The sequence below is a fragment of the Hydrogenophaga sp. L310 genome, from assembly GCF_055703065.1.
Map to the genome: position 1 here is coordinate 368279 of NZ_JBVPZA010000003.1, position 18065 is coordinate 386343.

The window sequence follows — 18065 nt, forward strand, 5'->3', positions numbered from 1 at the left end:
ATTCCGTGCCCCTGGCCTCAGAGCCGGGCCAGCAGCTCGGCCTTTTTGGTGCTGAATTCGGTGTCGGTCAGCAGGCCCTTGGCGTGCAGGCCGGCCAGGCGTTCGATGGCGGCAAAAATGTCGGGCGAACCGGTGTCGGGTGGGTTGTTGGGCTGGAAGCCGCCTGACAGCGGCGCCTGGGCTGGCACGGCCATGCCGTCGCGCGAGACCACGGGCAGGCTGTCCACGTCGATCAGGCCGTACTGGCTGGAGAACGACAGCGTGCCGCCCGCGGATTGTTGCTGCGAAAAACTGCCGATCTGGTGGTCCATCGTGTCGTACACCGTCACCGAGCCATGGACTTCGATCGCCAGGCGCCGCGCCTGCGCGAAATAGGCGTAGCGCACGTTGTTCTGGGCGCCGGTGCTGTTGGGCCAGCGCAGGTCGGCGGGCCACCAGTCGCCGCTGGTGCCGGGTGCGGGCGGCACAAACAGGCTGTTGGCGCCGAAGCCGCTCACCTGTGATCCGTTTTCGCCCTGGCCCTGCACGCCGTCGCCAGCGCGGTTGGCCTGGATCTGGTTGTAGGCGCTGCCGCCCTGGCTCTGGCTTTGAAAGCTGCCGCTGCGCAGCAGGTCCGGCTGGTTGGCGATTAGGTTGGACAGCTCGCTGCACAGGTTGTCGACCCGGCCCTTCAGGTAGTTGTTGAACATGTCCGAGACCATGGTCATGCCGCCGCGCATCCACTGGCCCGAACCGCTGAATTCGGGGTGGTTGAACTGGGCCATGCTGCCGTTGCCGTTGATCACGGATTCGAGCATGGAGAGCGTGGCGTCGAAACTGAAGCCGTGGCGCTGGGCGATGTGATTGAGGGTCTGCTGACCCTGGGGGGAGAGTTGTCGCATGCTGAAAGTGGCCGTCCGGTGATGGACGTTGCAGTTTCGCAGAAGCCCGTCACTCCGGCAGCCGTGGCATGAAAGCTGCACCGGCCCTGGGGTGAACCCCGAGTCCGCCATTCCCGTCCCCGTCAGCGCCGCACCCCTGGGCGAGGCCCCACAACGCATCATCAAGGTGCGCCGCGACTACAACAGCTGGGTCGGCAGCGAGACCATGGAAGATTACGCGCTGCGCTACACGCCGCAGCGCTTTCGCAAGTGGAGCGAATGGCGCGTGGCCAACACGGCGTTCGGTGCTGCCTCGTTCCTCATTCTTGAAGCGGTGGGCGCCACGCTGCTGGTGCAGTACGGCTTTGTCAACGCGTTCTGGGCCATCCTGGTCACCGGGCTGATCATCTTCCTGGCCGGCCTGCCCATCAGCGTCTACGCCGCGCGCTACGGCGTCGACATGGACCTGCTCACGCGCGGTGCGGGTTTCGGCTACATCGGCTCGACCATCACCTCGCTGATCTACGCTTCGTTCACCTTCATCTTCTTCGCGCTCGAAGCGGCGGTCATGGCCTACGCGCTGGAGCTGGCGCTGGACATCCCGCCCGCCTGGGGTTACCTGGTCTGCGCGCTGGTGGTGATCCCGCTCGTGACCTACGGGGTGTCGGTCATCAGCCGCTTCCAGGTCTGGACCCAGCCGCTGTGGCTGGTGATGATGCTGGTGCCGTTCGTGGCGGTGTGGACGCTCGATCCCGGTGCGTTCTCCAATGTGGTGCATTACGGTGGCGAGTCTGGTGCGGGCGCAGTCTTTGATTGGCACCTGTTTGGTGCGGCTCTCACGGTCGGCATCGCGCTCATCACGCAGATGGGCGAACAGGCCGACTACCTTCGTTTCATGCCGGCGCCGGAAAAAGGCAGGGCCTGGCGCTGGTGGGTCGGTGTGCTGGCTGGCGGGCCGGGCTGGGTGATCCTGGGCGTGCTCAAGATGCTGGGCGGCGCGCTGCTGGCTTACCTCGCCATCAGCCACATGGTGCCGCCCGACCGCGCGGTAGACCCGAACCAGATGTACCTCGCGGCCTACGAATATGTGTTCCCGAACTACGGCTGGGCGGTGGCGGCGACGGCGCTGTTCGTGGTGGTGTCGCAGCTCAAGATCAACGTCACCAACGCCTACGCCGGCTCGCTGGCCTGGAGCAACTTCTTCTCGCGCCTCACGCACAGCCACCCGGGTCGCGTGGTCTGGGTGGTGTTCAACACGCTGATCGCTTTCATGTTGATGGAGATGAACGTGTTCCGCGCGCTGGGCGAGGTGCTGGGGCTCTACAGCAACCTGGCCATCGCCTGGATCATGGCCGTGGTGGCCGACCTGGTGATCAACAAACCGCTGGGCTGGAGCCCGCCAGGCATCGAGTTCAAGCGCGCGCATCTGTACGACATCAACCCCGTGGGTGTGGGCGCCATGGGTCTGGCCTCGGCGCTGTCGATTGCGGCGCACATGGGCCTGATGGGCGAGGGCGCACAGGCGTTTTCGGCGGTGATTGCGATGGTGACGGCGCTGATCGCTTCGCCACTGATTGCGTGGGCGACGCGGGGGCGGTACTACATTGCTCGGGCTTCGGACTCGGTGGGTGGTTGCGGCGCCTGCCCTCTCCCAGAGGGCGAGGGAGTGAACGCAGCGCACACTCTCCAGACCTGCGTCATCTGCGAGCGCGAGTACGAAGCGCCCGACATGGCGCACTGCCCGGCTTACCAGGGCCACATCTGTTCGCTGTGCTGCACGCTCGATGCGCGCTGTGGTGACCTCTGCAAGCCCCACGCGCGCCTGTCTGAGCAGTGGCAGGGCGCCTTGCGCACGGTGCTGCCGCAGCGCATGTGGCGCTACCTCGAAGCGGGCCTGGCGCACTACCTGTTGCTGATGCTGGTGGTGGCGCCGGTGCTCGCGGCGGTGCTCGGGCTCTTGTACCGGCAGCAGGTGCAGGGCCTGGGGCAGGGGCTCGAAGCCGTGGCCGACGCCAGCCTGCTCGACGCTGCATTGCGCACCGGCTTCCTGCGGGTCTACGCCGTGCTGCTGCTGATCGCGGCGACGGTGGCCTGGTGGCTGGTGCTGGCGCACAAGAGCCGCTTGGTGGCGCAGGAAGAGTCGAACCGCCAGACGCGGCTGCTCATGCACGAGATCGAGTCGCACCGCCAGACCGATCAACAGCTGCAGCGCGCGCGCCAGGCCGCCGACCTGGCCAACCAGGCCAAGAGCCGCTACATCAGCAGCATCAGCCACGAGCTGCGCACGCCGCTCAACAGCATCCTCGGCTACGCCCAGCTGCTGCAGGAAGACGACGACATCGCGCCGCACCGCGCGCAGGCCATCAAGGTCATCCACCGTGGCGGCGAACACCTGCTGTCGCTGATCGAGGGCACGCTGGACATCGCGCGCATCGAGTCCGGCAAGCTCAAGCTCGATGTGAAACCCATGGCCTTTGCCGACGCCATGCAGGAAGTGGCGAGCATGTTCGAGCTGCAGGCCGCGGCCAAGGGCCTGCGCTTCGTGTTCGAGAGCGGCAGCCGCCTGCCCGACGCCGTGCGCGCCGACGAAAAGCGCCTGCGCCAGATCCTCATCAACCTGCTGGGCAACGCGGTGAAGTTCACGCGCCAGGGCGAGGTGCGGCTGCGCGTGACGCACGCGCGCGAAATGGCCGTGTTCGAGGTGCATGACACCGGCCCGGGCATGGCCGCGCAGGAGCTTGACCGGGTGTTTGAACCCTTCGCGCGCGGCCAGGCCGAGGCCGCTGCCGCGACCGGTGCGGGCAGCACCGGCACCGGTCTGGGCCTGACCATCGCCAAGATGCTGACCGACCTCATGGGCGGCGAGATGACGGTGCGCAGCACCCTGGGCGAAGGCTCGGTGTTCAGCGTGCGCCTGTTCCTGCCCGAGCTGCACGGCGCTGTGGTGCGGCGCGAGACGGTGGCGCCTTCGATCACCGCCTACGAGGGCGAGCGCCGGCGCGTGCTGGTGGTGGACAACGAAGAGAGCGACCGCGAGCTCATCGCGCGCTGGCTGCAGCCGCTGGGCTTCGAGGTGCTGCTGGCCACCAGCGGCCACGACGCGCTGGCCATCCTGGACGCGCTCGACCCGGCGGGTGAGGGCGCACCGCACGCCATCTTCATGGACCTCGCCATGCCCGGTATCGACGGCTGGGAAACCCTGCGCCGGATGCGTGCGCGCGGCTGGGACCATGTGCCGCTGGCCATCGTCTCGGCCAACGCGTTTGACAAAGGACTCGACAACGACTTGGGCCACAGCCCGCAAGACTTCTTCGTCAAACCCGTGCGGCGCGACGACCTGCTCGCCTGGCTGGGGCAGCGCCTGGGCCTGCAATGGATCACCGCAGAGGGTGCGGCGCAGACCGGGCAGCGGGCGCATGCGCCTCAGGCCCCGGCAGCCAGCAGCGCGGCCGAGCTGGCGCCGCTGCTCGAACTCGTGCGCCTGGGTTACTACAAGGGCATCGTCAACTGGCTGGACGACTGGGTGCGCCAGCGCCCCGAGCAGGCCGACTTTGCGCAGGGCCTGCGCACGCTCGCGCGCGAGTTCCGGTTCGAGGCGATCGAACAGCGCCTGCAACAAAGCGCCACGCTTCCATGATGAACACCGACACCCCTGTCCCAGAGCGCCTGTCGGCGCAACTTCCACCGCCCGATGCTCTGGTGGTGCTGATCGTGGACGACGTGCCCGACAACGTCGCCCCGCTGCACGACGCGCTCGACGAAGCGGGCTACACCGTGCTGGTCGCACTCGACGGCGAGGCAGCGATCCGCCGTGCGCGTCAGGCCCTGCCCGATGTGATCCTGCTCGACGCGGTCATGCCCGGCATCGACGGCTTCGAGGTCGCACGCCGCCTCAAGGCGGACCCGGCCACGGCGGCCATCCCCATCATCTTCATGACCGGCCTCACCGAGACCGAGCACCTGGTCGCCGCGCTCGACGCCGGCGGTGCGGACTACGTCACCAAACCCATCAAGCCGCGCGAGGTGATGGCGCGCATGGGTGTGCACCTGCGCACCGCGCGCCATGTGCGCCAGGGCGCGGTGGAGCGCAGCCAGGCGCGTTACGCGCTCGACGCCTTCGGCTACGCCACCATCACCGTGCGCGAGCGCGACGGCCGCCTGATGTGGCAGACCCCGCTGGCGCGCGAGCTGCTGCAGCGCTACTGCGGCACCACCGCACCCGAGACCCCGGCCGAGGTGCTGCAATGGCTGCGCCGCCACCTCGGCGAGGCCCAGGCCCAGCGCGAGCCACCGAGGCTCACGCTCGACCACGGCCCGCGCCGCCTCACCTTCCGGCTGCACCAGCGCGTGGGCGACCAGGACGGGAGCGAAACCGTCGAAGCGCCGGGCGAGGGCGGCGACTGGCTGATCGTGATGCAGGAAACGTCGGACGCCAGCGTGCTCGAAGCCATGGGCCAGGCCTTTGGCCTCACCGCGCGCGAAGCCGAAGTCCTGTACTGGGTGGCCAAGGGCAAGATCAACCGCGACATCGGCGACATCCTGGGCTCCAGCCCGGCGACGGTGAAGAAACACCTGGAACGCATCTACGCCAAGCTCGGCGTGGAAACCCGCACGGCGGCCGCTGCGATGGCGATCAACCGTGTGCCGCTGCTGCAGCCGCAGCACGGGGGGTGACCATCACCGGACTTGCCGGGGAAAAGCCAAGCTGGCTTGTCGCCTGCATTGATCTGCTTCACCACCCGGTCAAAGTCGCTCTCAAAGATGGTGGTCTACCTTGCGCTGAATCTCCCGCTCGCCCTCGGTTTGAACCATTAAGTACGGCTTAACAGTTGCCTCGCGCTCCAGTTCGTTGTCGGTATAGATGCGTTTCAAGTGCTGGCTGATGGCTGGTACCGACACGTCGTACAGCGTGGCCATCATCTTCTGCGTGAGCCAGAGATTTTCATCCTCGTAGCGCATCTCCACCCTGGTGCTGCCGCCAGCCGTGGCTGCGACGAAGGTCAGGTACTCCGCCGCCGACGAGCGAACGAGGGAGATCTCTTGTTGCTTGGTGGTGGTTGAAGGGGTTTTCTTGCTCATGACCAATGTTGCATTCGTATGGCGCTAGGTGGCGGATCATGATAGCGACGGCGTTCCGTAGCCCAGCGCTCGGCGCAGCACAAAAGGGGGAAGCCTTGACGAATGCAGCAATTTCATCGCGGATTTCCCTGTTTCTGCGGCGGCTACCATTGGTGGTTTTGAACCCCCCATTCCAGCAAGGGCTGACGACGTGCTCATTGGCGGTGAGCTGATCACCTACCGGGAGGGTGGGGCGGACCAGACCAATTCCGGATTGAGGTTCTACGAGGCGAGCGCAGGCGCCTTTGTCTGTCCTTCCTGTGGACACCCTGTCCACCAGCCGTAGATGCCGATTGGCAGGACCCGTCTGAACCTGGCGAGATACCGTTGCTCAGAACGCTCGGCGTCGTGATGTGTTTGGGTTCAATCCTGATTTCCCGCCGAACGCTTGTTCGATGTCAGGGCTGCAGGGTCGAGAAGCACCAGCTCACCCTGTACGCTGATGACAATGAAGGTGCCCGTTTGAGCTGCGATTTCTCGCGCTCTTTCTGAGGCGCGGACCAGAGCCTGTAGCGAATGCCTCAGGTCAGGGTCTTGTGCTGTGTCGATGGGTGGCGGCTTCATGGGTGCTCAGCTCCTGCTGTCGGTTGTCTCATTTGACATTCTGGATCTCCGCGCACAGCGCATGTAAAGACATCGCCAACACATCCTCTTTCAACCGGTAGCTCTCGTTCCCCGGATACACCACCAGCTTGCGGTCAGGCTGCAAGTCTTCGCAAGCCGAGTGAAAACCGCGTTCCAGCTTGGGCGCGGTGCTGCGCTTGATTTCAATGGCCCAGCGTTCGCCGCTGGGCCATTGCAGCAGCAGGTCCACCTCGGCGCCGCCGCTGCTGCGGTAGAAAAAGGCTTGCACACCGCGCGGCGCACAGGCGATCAGGTTTTCGACGCAGAAGCCTTCCCAGCTGGCACCCACCACGGGGTGGGAGAGCAGGTCGTCTTTGGTGGTGATGTGCAGCAGCGCGTGCACCAGCCCGCTGTCGCGCACATACACCTTGGGTGACTTGACGAAGCGTTTGCCCTGGTTGTCGTGCCAGGGCGGCAGGCGGCGCACCAGCAGCAGGTCGCTGAGCAGGTCGATATAGCTGGCGGCGGTTTTGCCGTCCACGCCAATGTTGCGGGCCAGTTGGGCGACGTTGAGCTGGCCGCCCTGATGGTGGGCGAGCATGGTCCAGAGGCGGCGCAGCGTTTCGGCTGCGATGCGGGGGCCAAACTGCGGAATGTCGCGTTCCAGGTAGGTGCGGATGAAGTTCTCGCGCCAGCGCAGGCTGCGCACGTCGCTGGGGCTTTGCAGGCTGTCGGGGAAGCCGCCGCGCAGCCACAGGCTGTCTTGCAGGTCCACGCCGGTCTCAAGCATGGTCAGGCCGGTCATGTCGAGGTAGCTGATGCGCCCGGCCAGGGTCTCGCCCGATTGCTGCAGCAAGTCCCAGGAGGCCGAGCCGAGCAACAGGTATTGACCGGCGGTTTTGCCGCTGCGCCGGGCCTGGTCGATCAGGCCACGCAGCAGGGGGAAGAGGGCGGGAGTGCGGTGGACCTCATCGAGGATGACGAGCTTGTCCAGGTGGTCGGAGAGGTACAGCTCGGCGTTGTCGAGCTTGGCGCGGTCGCGCTCGGACTCCAGGTCCAGGTACACCGAGGGGCGGTCTTGCGCCACGGCCAGGGCGAGTGTGGTTTTACCCACTTGGCGCGGGCCGAGCAGGGCGACGGCAGGGTTGTGGGCGAGTTCGAGCGCCAGTTCCTGGGCAATGGAGCGTTTAAACATCCTTGCAATTATGGAACTTAATTCCTGAATTGCAAGGATAAATTTAAACCAACCTGACCATATCAAAGCCCCACGCCATACGCCCCACATACGCCACCCGGCGTACATACGCCGATCAGGGTTCTCCCTAGCATCCATCTGTCCGCTGTGAAACGCCCGAACAAGGGCGGCAACGGCGGCAAGAGTCACCCCCTCAACAGAAGTTTTCGAACCTGGAGAAGTCTTCATGATGCAACGTCGATTCACCCTCAAAGCCCTGACGGTCGCCACCGCCCTGGGCGCGTTTGGTCTTTCCGCCCACGCTGCCGACACCATCAAGGTCGGTGTGCTGCACAGCCTGTCGGGCACGATGGCGATTTCGGAAACCGTGCTGAAAGACGTGGCCCTGATGGCCATCGACGAGATCAACGCCAAGGGTGGCGTGATGGGCAAGAAGATCGAGCCTGTGGTGGTTGACCCCGCCTCCAACTGGCCGCTGTTCGCCGAAAAGGCCAAGCAGCTGATCGACCAGGACAAGGTCGCTGCGGTGTTCGGCTGCTGGACCTCGGTCTCGCGCAAGTCGGTGCTGCCGGTGTTTGAAGAGAAGAACAACCTGTTGTTCTACCCGGTGCAGTACGAAGGCGAAGAGCTGTCCAAGAACGTGTTCTACACCGGTGCCGCGCCCAACCAGCAGGCCATCCCTGCCGTGGAATACCTGATGAGCAAGGACGGCGGATCGGCCAAGCGCTGGGTGCTGCTGGGCACCGACTACGTGTACCCCCGCACGACCAACAAGATCCTGCGTGCCTTCCTGAAAGCCAAGGGCGTGGCGGACGCCGACATCATGGAGGAGTACACCCCCTTCGGTCACTCCGACTACCAGACCATCATCGCCAACATCAAGAAGTTCGCGGCTGCGGGCAAGAAGACGGCTGTGGTCTCCACCATCAACGGCGACTCCAACGTGCCGTTCTACAAGGAGCTGGGCAACGCCGGCCTGTCGGCCAAGGACGTGCCTGTTGTCGCCTTCTCGGTGGGCGAGGAAGAGCTGCGCGGCGTGGACACCAAGCCGCTGGTGGGCCACCTGGCCGCCTGGAACTACTTCATGAGCATCAAGAACCCGACCAACGCCGAGTTCACCAAGAAGTGGGCCGCCTACGCCAAGGCCAAGAACATCGCCGGTCACAAGGACAAGCCGCTGACCAACGACCCGATGGAAGCGACCTACATCGGCATCAACATGTGGGCGCAGGCGGTCGAGAAGGCCAAGAGCACCGACACCGACAAGGTGATTGCAGCGATGGCCGGTCAGACCTTCAAGGCGCCGGGCGGCTTCACCAGCACCATGGACAAGGAAAACCACCACCTGCACAAGCCGGTGTTCATCGGTGAAGTGAAGGCCGACGGCCAGTTCAACGTGGTCTGGAAGACACCGGGCCCGGTGGTCGCCGATCCGTGGAGCGACTACATCGTCGAAAACAAGGGCAAGAAGAACGTGCCCATGATGAAGTAAACCAGGGCTCCGGCCCTGGAGGGGCCGGGGTGCGCGGGCGCCGCTGTGCGGCGGCGCCTGCTGCAACCCGGCCTTTGGTTTTTCTGTCATTTCCCCCGAGTCTTTCTGCCCCTTGTGCAGCCAACCGAGAAAGACGGACCCATGCGTCCCTACCCCCATTTTTCTGGCCGATGGCTGCACAGCGCCCTTCGCCTGCTGGCGGCGGCCTGCCTGGCGGCCAGCGGCCTGGCCCATGCGCTCACCCCGGCCGATGCCCAGGTGCTCGCCACCGGCGAGAGCGACGAGCGCATCGCCACCCTGAACCGGCTTGCCGTGGCCACCGACGACAAGGCCGCAGCGACCCTGATCCAGGCCATGGCCGACGAGGCCGTGCGCGTGCAGGGCACGCAGGTGCTGATCGTGCGCGATGAAGCGGCGGTTGACGCCGTGACCGGTGAAGCCGTGGCGCTCACCGACGAAGCGCAGGACGTGACCATCAACAACCGCATGCGCGGGGCGATCGAAACCGCGCTCGCCGGCATGCAGCTCGTGGACGGCGACCCCGAGCGCCAGCGCGAAGCGGCGCTGAGCCTGCAGCGCGGCAGTTTTGACGAGCCCGACGTGGCGCAGCTGCCGCTGATCGAACGCGCGCTGGCCGCCGATATCGACCCCCAGGCCCGCCAGACGCTGGAGCTGGCTCAGGCCGCCGTGCTGCTGGCCAGCGAGGACGAGGCGCAGCGCCTGGCCGCGGCGCAGAAGCTGGGCGAGACGCGCAAACCCGAGGTGCGCCCCCTGTTGCTGCAACGCCTGGAAAGCGAAACCAGCGCCGCCGTCAAAGGCGCCCTGCAATCGTCGCTGGAGGCACTGGACCGCACGCTCGCCATCGGCAGCGCACTGGCGCAGGCCTTCACCGGCATCAGCCTGGGCAGCATCCTGCTGCTGGCCGCGCTCGGCCTGGCCATCACCTACGGCCTCATGGGCGTGATCAACATGGCGCACGGCGAGCTGATCATGATCGGCGCCTACGCCACCTGGGGTGTGCAGGCGCTGTTCCGCAACCACCTGCCGGGTGCGTTCGACTGGTACCTGCTGGCCGCGCTGCCGGTCGCTTTCATGGCCTCGGCCCTGGTCGGCGCGGCGATGGAGCGCACCGTGATCCGCTTCCTCTACGGCCGCCCGCTGGAGACGCTGCTCGCCACCTGGGGCATTTCGCTGGTGCTGATGCAGGGCGTGCGCAGCCTGTTCGGCGCGCAGAACGTGGGGGTTGAAAACCCGAGCTGGATGAGCGGCGGCGTGACGCTGCTGGGCAACCTGAACCTGCCCTGGAACCGCATCGTCATCATCGGCTTTGCGGCGGCCGTGCTGATCGGCGTGACGCTGCTGATCACCCGCACGCGGCTTGGCCTGTTCGTGCGCGGCGTGACGCAGAACCGGCCCATCGCATCCTGCATGGGTGTGAACACCGCGCGCATCGATACCTACGCGTTTGCATTGGGCTCTGGCATCGCCGGCCTGGCGGGCTGCGCACTGAGCCAGATCGGCAACGTCGGGCCCGACCTGGGCCAGAACTACATCGTGGACTCGTTCATGGTGGTGGTGCTCGGTGGCGTGGGCCAGCTCGCCGGCACGGTGTACGCCGCGCTGGGCCTGGGCCTGCTCAACAAGTTCATCGAAGGCTGGGCCGGCGCCGTGCTGGCCAAGATCGCGGTGCTGGTCTTCATCATCGTCTTCATCCAGAAGCGGCCGCAAGGGATCTTTGCCATGAAGGGCCGGAGTGCCGAAGCATGACCAACATGACCACACCCCCCGTTCCCGCGTCCGTCACGCTGCCGCACGCCGGCCCGCTGCTCACCCGCACCGGCTGGAGCGCCTTCGTCGTGGCGCTGCTGGTGGTCTGCGCCGTGGCGCCGCTGCTCAACCTGTTCGTGCCCGAAGGCAGTGCCTTCCACCTGAGCGACTACATGGTGGGCCTGCTGGGCAAGATCATGTGCTACGCCATCTGCGCGCTGGCGATGGACCTGATCTGGGGCTACACCGGCATCCTCAGCCTGGGCCACGGCCTGTTTTTTGCGCTCGGTGGCTATTTGATGGGCATGTACCTCATGCGCCAGATCGGCACCGATGGCAACTACAAGAGCGAGCTGCCCGACTTCATGGTCTTCCTGGACTGGAAGGAACTGCCCTGGCACTGGGCGCTGTCCGACAGCTTCATCGCCACGCTGCTGCTGATCGTGCTGGTGCCGGGCCTCGTGGCCTTCGTGTTCGGTTACTTCGCCTTCCGCTCGCGCATCAAGGGCGTGTATTTTTCCATCATCACGCAGGCCCTCACCTTCGCCGCGTTGCTGCTGTTCTTCCGCAACGAGACCGGCCTGGGCGGCAACAACGGTTTCACCGACTTCAAGCGCATCCTGGGCATGCCGCTGGCCACGCAGAACATGCGCATGATCCTCTTCGTGCTCACCGGCCTCACGCTGCTGGGTTTCTTCCTGTGGGCGCGCTGGCTGGTCAACAGCAAGTTCGGCCGCGTGCTGCAAGCCGTGCGCGACGCCGAGAGCCGCGTCATGTTCTGCGGCTACAACCCGCTGCCCTACAAGCTCACCATCTGGACGATCTCGGCCGTCATGTGCGGCATTGCCGGGGCGCTGTACGTGCCGCAGGTCGGCATCATCAACCCGGGAGAAATGAGCACCGCGGCCAGCATCGAGATCGCGGTCTGGGCCGCGGTCGGCGGCCGCGCCACGCTGGTCGGCCCCATCATCGGCGCCTTCATCGTCAACGGCGCCAAGAGCTGGCTGACCGTGACCTTCCCCGAGTTCTGGCTGTATTTCCTGGGGGCGTTGTTCATCGCGGTCACGCTGTGGATGCCACAGGGGGTGGTGGGGTTGGTGAAGAAGCTGCGCATGGGCAAAGGAGTCAAGGCATGACGCCCGACCTGATGGAAGAAGGCGCGCAGCGCTTTGAAAAACTGCAGACCGCGGGCGTGCTGGGCCGGACCGAGTCGGGTGGCCGCGCCGCGAGTTACGGCCGCATCCACACGCCCGGCGAAGTGGACACCACGCACGGCCGCATCCTGTACCTGGAAGACGTGCATGTCAGCTTCGACGGCTTCAAGGCCATCAACGGCCTGAGCCTGGACATCGCGCCCGGCGAGCTGCGCTGCATCATCGGGCCCAATGGCGCGGGCAAGACCACGATGATGGACATCATCACCGGCAAGACCCGGCCCGACAGCGGCCATGTGTTCTTCGGCAGCACGATTGATTTGTTGCGTTACCGCGAGCCCGAGATCGCCGCTTTGGGCATCGGCCGCAAGTTCCAGAAGCCCACGGTGTTCGAGCAGCTCAGCGTGTACGAGAACCTGGAGCTCGCGCTGGCGACCGACAAGCGCGTGCGCCACAGCATGGTGTTCCGCCCGACGGGCGAAGAGAAGGACCGCCTCGGCGAGGTGCTGACCACCATCCACCTGGCCGACAGCGCGGCGCGTCTGGCGGGCAATCTGAGCCATGGGCAGAAGCAGTGGCTGGAGATCGGCATGCTGCTGATGCAGGACCCGAAGCTGCTGCTGCTGGACGAGCCCGTGGCCGGCATGACGGATGAGGAGACGGAGCGCACGGCCCAGCTGTTCCTTTCGCTCAAGGGCAAACACTCGCTGATGGTGGTGGAGCACGACATGAGCTTCATCCGGACCATTTCGGAGAAGGTCACGGTGTTGTGTGATGGCTCGGTTCTCGCTGAAGGCACGCTGGATGAGGTGCAGGCGGATGAACGGGTGATCGAGGTTTATCTCGGTCGCTGAAGAAACCACGGAGAAAGCCATGAGCCTGCTCGAAGTCAAACAAGTCAACCAGTACTACGGCGGCAGCCACATCCTTCGCAACGTCAACCTCAGCGCCGAGCTGGGCCAGGTGACGGTGGTGCTGGGCCGCAACGGCGTGGGCAAGACCACGCTGCTCAAATCGCTCATGGGTCTGGTGCCCATCAAGAGCGGCAGCATCTCGCTCGATGGTGTGGCGATCGACAAGGCCACACCCTACGAACGCGCCCGCATGGGCGTGGGCTTCGTGCCGCAGGGGCGCGAAATTTTTGGACGCCTCACCGTGCAGGAAAACCTGCAGATGGGGCTGGCCTACAAGAAAGGCGGCACGCCGATTCCGGCCGAGCTGTTCGAGCTGTTCCCGGTGCTCAAGCAAATGCTCGGCCGCCGTGGCGGTGACCTCTCCGGTGGGCAGCAACAGCAGCTGGCGATCGCCCGTGCGCTGGCCGCGGGGCCGAAGTTGCTGATCCTGGATGAGCCCACCGAAGGCATCCAGCCCAACATCATCAAGGACATCGGCAAGGTGATCCGCATGCTCGCCGACCGCGGCAACATGGGCATCGTTCTGGTGGAGCAGTACTACGACTTCGCCGAAGAGCTGGCCGACCGCTACGTGGTGATGGAGCGCGGCGAGGTGATCGCCAGCGGCCCGGGCAGCGAGATGCAGGCGAGGGGCGTGCGCCAGCTGGTGGCGATCTGAGGGTGGTCGCGCAGGGGCGATCACCAGCGCCTTTCACACCCGCCAGATGCGGGGTGTCGCGGCGCCCAGTCCCCACGCGGCGGGACGCAGTTCGGTCCAGACGCGCTGGAACAGCGCCATCAAGGGTTCCACCAGCGGCGCCACGGCGCGCAGCACCAGCAGCTGCGGGTGGGGACAGGTGGCGCCGGCCTGTGTGCTCTGTGGCTCGGCATCCAGCACGCCGCGCACCACCTCCAGCAGGTGCTCGCGGCGCTCTCGCGTGAGCGCCGTGCCGCAGGCCAGCCAGAGTGTGCCGATGCAGCGCTGGCCACCCAGGCCCAGCGGCGATTCGAGCAGCCGGGTGTCGGCCGCGTCGATGCGCGCCTGCTCCAGCCAGAGGCCCGGCAGCTCCAGCCGCTGGTTGAAACAGCCGTGGTCAAACGCCTGGCCGGCCATGGGCAGGCCGAGCGCGGTCACGTCCCAGGCCAGCAGCTCGGCGCCTTCGGCGAGCGTGGCGCTCAGGCGGTTGTGGGCCCGGCAGCCGGGGTAGGCGACGGCCTCCAGCGGCAGCCATTCGAACCGGGCACCGGTATCGAGCACGAGGTTCACCTGCTGGGTGGTGGGCAGGCCATCGGAGGCGTAGAAGCGTGTGGCGCCCGGGGTGCTGATGAGGCCGTGTGCGCCGCGGCCCACGTGCACCCGCACATCCAGCACATCGCCACCCACGAGCCCGCCGGGCGGGTGGATGATGACGTTGTGGCAGATCGCGTCGCCCTCGGGGTAGAGGCTTTTGAAAATGCGCAGCGGGCCGTTGTGTTCGTGGCGGAGCACGGTGCGTTGGGCTTCCAGGCGGTAGTCGAGATTCAGTTGGGCGTGCCAGGACATGGCGTGAGTTTAGGTTCCCCGCGTCGCTATCTGGTTTGCCAGAAGTCGCGGTGCGGGGCGAGCATCTCGGCTTCCAGTTCGGCCACCGGGCCGATGACTTCGATGCATTTCTGACCGCGCGCAATCAGCTCGCGGCAGGGCAGGGACAGGGTGGGGTTTTCTGCGTGGCTGCCGGTGAGCGCGAGCAGGGCTTCTTCGCTCGCGCCGTAGACGATGCGCCCGATGTTGGCCCAGTAGACCGTGCCGGTGCACATGGCGCAGGGTTCGAAGGTGGTGACGAGCGTGCAGCGCGCCAGGTATTCCCCGGGCCAGTTGCCCGCCGCCGTGCGGGCGAGTGTGGACTCGGCGTGGTTGACGGTGTCGATGTTGCCCTGCTCGGCCAGCACCGTCTCGCCATCGGGCGCGACCAGCAGGGCGCCGAACGGATGCCGGCCCATGCTGGCGGCGCGCAGCGCCACCTCGTTGGCGCGACGCAGATGCCGCAGAACCTGATCGGCGTTCATTCAGCTCTTCTGTGTGCCCAGCCCGTGGTGTGTTTTTCCACGAAGCTGAACAGTTCGTACATGGCCATGGCCATCGCGCCCACCACCAGCAGGCCGCTGAAGGCCAGGCCCATCTGCATGGAGCTGCCGGCCGAGATCAGCAGGTAGCCGATGCCTTCGTTCGAGGCGGTCATCTCCGACACCGTGGTGCCCACGAAGGCCAGCGTGATGGCGACCTTGAGCGAGCCGAAGAAGTAAGGCATGGAGCGCGGCAGGCCGACCTTGGTCAGCACGTCCCAGCGCTTGGCACCGAGCACCCGCAGCACGTCTTCCAGCTCGGGCTCCAGCGTGGCGAGTCCGGTGGCGATGTTCACCATGATGGGAAAAAAGCTGATGAGGAAGGCGGTCAGGATCGCCGGACCAACGCCGATGCCGAACCACACCACCAGGATCGGTACGAAGGCCGCCTTGGGCAGCGCGTTGAAGGCCGTCATGAGCGGGTACACCGCGGCATAGGCCAGGCGCGAGCTGCCGATCAGAAAGCCCAGCAGCACACCGACCACGATGGCGATGCCGAAGCCGGCCATGGTCACCCAGTAGGTGCGCCAGGCGTGGCCCAGGATGGTGACCTTGTGCTCCAGCGTCTGCTCCCAGATCCGCGAGGGGCTGGGGAAGATGAACTCCGAGACGCCGAAGCCGCTGGTGATCACTTCCCAGATCACGATGATGGCGATCAGCAGCAGAAAGGGCGACCAGCGTTCGACTTGTTTTTTGTTCATGGCGTGCTTCTCACTGGTTGATCGTTGCACCGGCCTTGCGCATGGCGCCAATGTGGCCCCTGAGTTCATGGACGATGTTGGTGAACTGCGGCGTGTAGGTCACTTCGAGGTCGCGCGTGCGTGGGATGTCGATCTCGCGCTGCACCACGAAGCGCCCCGGGCTCTTGCTCATGCAGTACACCGTGTCGGCCAGGAACACGCTCTCGCGCAGGTCGTGCGTGACCAGGATGACGTTGAAGCGCTGCGCCTCCCACAGGTCGCGCAGCGTGCACCAGAGTTCTTCACGGGTGAAGGCGTCGAGTGCGCCGAAGGGCTCGTCGAGCAGCAGCATCTTGGGCTCGTGGATCAGGGCGCGGCAGATGCTGGCGCGCTGCTGCATGCCGCCCGAGAGCTCCCAGGGAAACTTCTTTTCCATGCCGCCGAGGCCCACGGATTCCAGCAGCTTTTTCGCGCGCTCCTCGAATTCCTTGCGCCGGTCCTTGAACTGGCTGCGAAAAGGCTCGACGATCTCCAGCGGCAGCAGCACGTTGTCGAGCGTGGTGCGCCAGGGCAGCAGCGACGGCGCCTGGAAGGCCATGCCCGAGATCTTCAGCGGACCGGTCACGGGCTGGCCGTCGATCAGGATCTTGCCCATGCTGGGCATCTTCAGCCCGGTGGTGAGCTTCATGAAGGTGGACTTGCCGCAGCCCGAAGGGCCGACGATGGCGATGAACTCGCCCTTCTTCACCTTGAGGTTGATGTCTTCAACCGCGAAGATGTTCCTGGCCAGCAGGTCGTCGTTGTAGGCGAGCCAGACCTGGTCGAAATCGACAAAGGGCTTGTCGGTGGTGGTGGCGTTGGACATGCGGGTTTCCGAAAAAAAGGCCAGCCGCTCCGCAGAGTGTCTGGCCCAGGTCCTGGTCTGGAAAGGGCTTATTTTTTGGCCGGCGGCAGCACGTTGAGTTCGGCGGCGCTGGGCAGCAGGCTGCCGTTCCACACCGCCTTGGGATCGACGCGGGTCTTGGTGCCGTAGGCATCCGACACCTGCGAGGCCATCAGCGAAAGCCGGCCGGGGTTGACCTGGCCGAAGCCTTCCTTGCGCGCGTCGGGGCTGGCCACCACCGAGTCCACGGCGAGCTGCAGGCGGCGCGTTTCCAGCGCCACGTTGATGATGCCGTCGCGCGCCTTCACGGTGCCGATGGTGTCGGCCGGGCTGGCCATGACTTCCTTGGCGCCCTTGGCGAACGCGGTCAGGAAGGCCTTGATGGCGGCCGGGTTTTCCTTGATCAGCTTGGGGCTGGCGATGATGGCGTTGCCGTAGAGCTTCACACCGTGGTCGGCGTAGGGCAGGATCACCACGTCTTCGGCCTTCACGCCGCGCGCTTCGAGGTTGAGCAGCGAGGTGAACGAGAAGCCGGTGATGGCGTCGATGTCACCGCGCACCAGCATGGTTTCGCGCAGCGGCGGGTCCATCGAGGTCCAGGCCACGTTGCTCACGGCGTTGGCTTTCTGGAAGATCGGGAAGCCCTTGCGGCCGGCGTCGAACACTGGGGCGCCGAGCTTCTTGCCGCTCAGGTCGGCGGGCTTGGTGATGCCGCTCTTCTTGAGCGCCAGCACGGCGGCGGGCGTGTTGTTGTAGACCATCATCACGGCCACCGGCTTGTTGGGGGCGTCCGGGTTGTTGGCGTGGAATTCCATGAGGGCGGCCATGTCGGCAAAGCCCATGTCGTAGGTGCCCGATGCCACGCGGGTGACGGTGCCACCCGAGCCGTTGCCCGAGTCGATGATCACGTCCAGCCCGGCGGCCTTGAAATAGCCTTTGGCGGCGGGCTGCAGGAACAATGCGGCCGGGCCTTCGAAGCGCCAGTCGAGCTGGAACTTGATCGGTGTCTGCGCGTGGGCGCTGGCAAAGGCGGCAGCTGCGGCCAGGGCGGCGGTGGTCTTGAGGAAGAAGCGCTTGTTCATGGGGTCTCCGATGGTCGGCGTGGGGTGGCCGGGTGGGCGCGGGGCGGCTCCCGGATGCGAAGGTTCATCAGCAATAAGGATGCCAGTGTGATCGGCATGCATCCCGGGACTTGAACACAGTATGTGTATACACATTTTTGTGACTCCGGGGCTGGACGTCATCAGGGCCAACCCTGAACGGTGCACGCCCAGGTGGTGTGGCACCGTTGTGGTGCTGTCCTGTTTCGGTGCGGTGGGGTCCGCCGGGGCAAAAAAAGGGACGCCTCGGCGTCCC

At 65.7% G+C, this 18065-nt stretch carries 16 protein-coding genes; 7 read left to right on the forward strand and 9 right to left on the reverse strand.

What is annotated here, in order from left to right; translation table 11 throughout:
• Window positions 1-17 precede the first annotated feature (17 nt).
• Window positions 18-881, reverse strand: a complete 864-nt coding sequence (locus tag AC0GNO_RS08470; RefSeq protein ID WP_472903694.1) for an SHOCT domain-containing protein — start codon at window positions 879-881, stop codon at window positions 18-20.
• A 205-nt stretch (window positions 882-1086) separates the two neighbouring features.
• Here AC0GNO_RS08470 and AC0GNO_RS08475 point away from each other — a divergent pair, with 205 nt between their 5' ends.
• Both AC0GNO_RS08475 and AC0GNO_RS08480 read left to right on the forward strand, forming a co-directional pair.
• A complete protein-coding gene (locus tag AC0GNO_RS08475) occupies window positions 1087-4497 on the forward strand; it encodes a hybrid sensor histidine kinase/response regulator (protein WP_472903720.1) in 3411 nt (1136 codons plus the stop codon).
• Window positions 4497-5534 (forward strand): response regulator, encoded by a 1038-nt coding sequence (locus AC0GNO_RS08480; protein ID WP_472903695.1) that lies wholly within the window; start codon window positions 4497-4499, stop codon window positions 5532-5534. Before AC0GNO_RS08475 ends, AC0GNO_RS08480 begins: the two co-directional genes overlap by 1 nt.
• A gap of 81 nt (window positions 5535-5615) precedes the next feature.
• Here AC0GNO_RS08480 and AC0GNO_RS08485 read toward each other — a convergent pair whose 3' ends face one another.
• The 3 genes from AC0GNO_RS08485 to AC0GNO_RS08495 form a co-directional block, all read right to left on the reverse strand.
• Window positions 5616-5939, reverse strand: a complete 324-nt coding sequence (locus AC0GNO_RS08485) for a hypothetical protein (protein ID WP_472903696.1) — start codon at window positions 5937-5939, stop codon at window positions 5616-5618.
• 402 nt (window positions 5940-6341) lie between these two features.
• Window positions 6342-6542, reverse strand: coding sequence for a hypothetical protein (locus AC0GNO_RS08490; protein WP_472903697.1), 201 nt, complete (start codon window positions 6540-6542; stop codon window positions 6342-6344).
• A 28-nt stretch (window positions 6543-6570) separates the two neighbouring features.
• Window positions 6571-7737 carry an ATP-binding protein gene (locus AC0GNO_RS08495; protein WP_472903698.1) on the reverse strand — a complete coding sequence of 389 codons (1167 nt, stop codon included), beginning with the start codon at window positions 7735-7737 and terminating at the stop codon, window positions 6571-6573.
• 229 nt (window positions 7738-7966) lie between these two features.
• Here AC0GNO_RS08495 and urtA point away from each other — a divergent pair, with 229 nt between their 5' ends.
• The 5 genes from urtA to urtE all read left to right on the forward strand — a co-directional run bounded on the left by urtA (window position 7967) and on the right by urtE (window position 13722).
• Window positions 7967-9229 (forward strand): urea ABC transporter substrate-binding protein, encoded by a 1263-nt coding sequence (gene urtA / locus AC0GNO_RS08500; RefSeq protein ID WP_472889554.1) that lies wholly within the window; start codon window positions 7967-7969, stop codon window positions 9227-9229.
• A 141-nt stretch (window positions 9230-9370) separates the two neighbouring features.
• The gene (urtB, locus tag AC0GNO_RS08505; RefSeq protein WP_472903699.1) at window positions 9371-10996 is read left to right on the forward strand and encodes an urea ABC transporter permease subunit UrtB; all 1626 of its coding nucleotides are present in this window, start codon (window positions 9371-9373) and stop codon (window positions 10994-10996) included.
• A gap of 5 nt (window positions 10997-11001) precedes the next feature.
• Window positions 11002-12132, forward strand: coding sequence for an urea ABC transporter permease subunit UrtC (gene urtC / locus AC0GNO_RS08510; protein WP_472903700.1), 1131 nt, complete (start codon window positions 11002-11004; stop codon window positions 12130-12132).
• Window positions 12129-13004 (forward strand): urea ABC transporter ATP-binding protein UrtD, encoded by an 876-nt coding sequence (gene urtD / locus AC0GNO_RS08515; RefSeq protein WP_472889535.1) that lies wholly within the window; start codon window positions 12129-12131, stop codon window positions 13002-13004. Before urtC ends, urtD begins: the two co-directional genes overlap by 4 nt.
• Window positions 13005-13029: 25 nt before the next feature.
• Window positions 13030-13722 (forward strand): urea ABC transporter ATP-binding subunit UrtE, encoded by a 693-nt coding sequence (gene urtE, locus AC0GNO_RS08520; protein WP_472889553.1) that lies wholly within the window; start codon window positions 13030-13032, stop codon window positions 13720-13722.
• Between the two features lie 33 nt (window positions 13723-13755).
• Here urtE and AC0GNO_RS08525 read toward each other — a convergent pair whose 3' ends face one another.
• The 5 genes from AC0GNO_RS08525 to AC0GNO_RS08545 form a co-directional block, all read right to left on the reverse strand.
• Window positions 13756-14586, reverse strand: coding sequence for an urease accessory protein UreD (locus AC0GNO_RS08525; RefSeq protein ID WP_472903701.1), 831 nt, complete (start codon window positions 14584-14586; stop codon window positions 13756-13758).
• 26 nt (window positions 14587-14612) lie between these two features.
• Window positions 14613-15089, reverse strand: coding sequence for a nucleoside deaminase (locus tag AC0GNO_RS08530; RefSeq protein WP_472889533.1), 477 nt, complete (start codon window positions 15087-15089; stop codon window positions 14613-14615).
• Window positions 15086-15847, reverse strand: coding sequence for an ABC transporter permease (locus tag AC0GNO_RS08535; RefSeq protein ID WP_177136246.1), 762 nt, complete (start codon window positions 15845-15847; stop codon window positions 15086-15088). Before AC0GNO_RS08535 ends, AC0GNO_RS08530 begins: the two co-directional genes overlap by 4 nt.
• A gap of 10 nt (window positions 15848-15857) precedes the next feature.
• Window positions 15858-16691: an ABC transporter ATP-binding protein gene (locus AC0GNO_RS08540; protein WP_472889531.1), complete on the reverse strand. Its 834-nt coding sequence runs from the start codon at window positions 16689-16691 to the stop codon at window positions 15858-15860.
• A 68-nt stretch (window positions 16692-16759) separates the two neighbouring features.
• On the reverse strand, window positions 16760-17791 hold the full coding sequence (locus tag AC0GNO_RS08545) for an ABC transporter substrate-binding protein (RefSeq protein WP_472903702.1): 1032 nt from the start codon (window positions 17789-17791) through the stop codon (window positions 16760-16762).
• Window positions 17792-18065 lie beyond the last annotated feature (274 nt).

Coding starts and splice junctions, on each gene's coding strand:
- AC0GNO_RS08470 (WP_472903694.1), bottom strand. CDS start 881: ATGCGACAACTCTCCCCCCAGGGTCAGCAGACCCTCAATCACATCGCC.
- AC0GNO_RS08475 (WP_472903720.1), top strand. CDS start 1,087: ATGGAAGATTACGCGCTGCGCTACACGCCGCAGCGCTTTCGCAAGTGG.
- AC0GNO_RS08480 (WP_472903695.1), top strand. CDS start 4,497: ATGAACACCGACACCCCTGTCCCAGAGCGCCTGTCGGCGCAACTTCCA.
- AC0GNO_RS08485 (WP_472903696.1), bottom strand. CDS start 5,939: ATGAGCAAGAAAACCCCTTCAACCACCACCAAGCAACAAGAGATCTCC.
- AC0GNO_RS08490 (WP_472903697.1), bottom strand. CDS start 6,542: ATGAAGCCGCCACCCATCGACACAGCACAAGACCCTGACCTGAGGCAT.
- AC0GNO_RS08495 (WP_472903698.1), bottom strand. CDS start 7,737: ATGTTTAAACGCTCCATTGCCCAGGAACTGGCGCTCGAACTCGCCCAC.
- urtA (WP_472889554.1), top strand. CDS start 7,967: ATGCAACGTCGATTCACCCTCAAAGCCCTGACGGTCGCCACCGCCCTG.
- urtB (WP_472903699.1), top strand. CDS start 9,371: ATGCGTCCCTACCCCCATTTTTCTGGCCGATGGCTGCACAGCGCCCTT.
- urtC (WP_472903700.1), top strand. CDS start 11,002: ATGACCACACCCCCCGTTCCCGCGTCCGTCACGCTGCCGCACGCCGGC.
- urtD (WP_472889535.1), top strand. CDS start 12,129: ATGACGCCCGACCTGATGGAAGAAGGCGCGCAGCGCTTTGAAAAACTG.
- AC0GNO_RS08525 (WP_472903701.1), bottom strand. CDS start 14,586: ATGTCCTGGCACGCCCAACTGAATCTCGACTACCGCCTGGAAGCCCAA.
- AC0GNO_RS08530 (WP_472889533.1), bottom strand. CDS start 15,089: ATGAACGCCGATCAGGTTCTGCGGCATCTGCGTCGCGCCAACGAGGTG.
- AC0GNO_RS08535 (WP_177136246.1), bottom strand. CDS start 15,847: ATGAACAAAAAACAAGTCGAACGCTGGTCGCCCTTTCTGCTGCTGATC.
- AC0GNO_RS08540 (WP_472889531.1), bottom strand. CDS start 16,691: ATGTCCAACGCCACCACCACCGACAAGCCCTTTGTCGATTTCGACCAG.
- AC0GNO_RS08545 (WP_472903702.1), bottom strand. CDS start 17,791: ATGAACAAGCGCTTCTTCCTCAAGACCACCGCCGCCCTGGCCGCAGCT.